We start from the raw sequence: 778 nt of genomic DNA on the forward strand, positions 1-778 counted from the left end.
GATACGCCCGCACGTTTAAATGCTGTATCTGAATTGGCGATAACCGTTTTTGCTGAGTTTTTAAATAGCGTTTCCACACCGCCTACGGCTTGCTCTAAATCGGCAAAGGATTTAACCGCATAAGTAATACCGCCGACAATCGGGGCTGTGAAGCGTGTAGTCATGCCCTTGCCGATGTCGGTCATTCCTTTACCAAAATCCTGTACTTTTGCACCGACCGCTTTTGTTTTAGCCGACAGCTCTTCCAGCGCTTGATTCGCGCCCTGAAAGGCTTTTGTAAACCCGCTGGCATCACCCGTGATTTTCGCACTCAAAACATAGTCCGCCATCACTCACCCTCCCTTCTTTGCCCCATTCGCTCGGTAAACCTTGTCCACCCATGACTTGCCTTTTTTCTGTTCGATCGCCGTAATCGTCTTCATAGCCTGCTCGTTGTAATCCTTGTCCGCTTTAACCGGTTTTTTCGGGAAAAGTTCTTGGAACTTCTTGCCTTTTTTGCGATTGACATTTGCTTCCGCGTTTAAAACGGCATTCCGGATCCAGGCCACGTCAAACAAGAATTTATTTTCATGTTCCTTACGAATAAACAGCTTTTCTTTTTCCGTCAGCTGGTCAAATTCAGCACGCGGCATACCAATTTGTACAACAAAAAAAGCCAGGTCCCTCTCATACTGAAAGGGCCTAGCCAGTAATTCTTTTCGCCGTTCTGCCGGCGTCAGTTCTCCTGCCCCCGGTAGAGCACTTTCAATAAGCTCTACCGGAACATAAAAGCCATGTC

General features: G+C 47.4%; 1 protein-coding gene and 1 pseudogene. Both read right to left on the minus strand.

The genetic code is table 11. The annotated features are described in order from the left end of the window. A pseudogene (locus NIE88_RS22115) lies at window positions 1–329 on the minus strand (hypothetical protein); the annotation flags it as partial. A gap of 3 nt (window positions 330–332) precedes the next feature. After that, window positions 333–778 (minus strand): hypothetical protein (locus NIE88_RS22120; RefSeq protein WP_253065715.1); only part of this gene is annotated, 446 nt, incomplete at its 5' end.

This window comes from Sporolactobacillus shoreicorticis, from assembly GCF_024125445.1.
In the GTDB taxonomy this organism is placed as follows: Bacteria; Bacillota; Bacilli; order Bacillales; family Sporolactobacillaceae; genus Sporolactobacillus; species Sporolactobacillus shoreicorticis.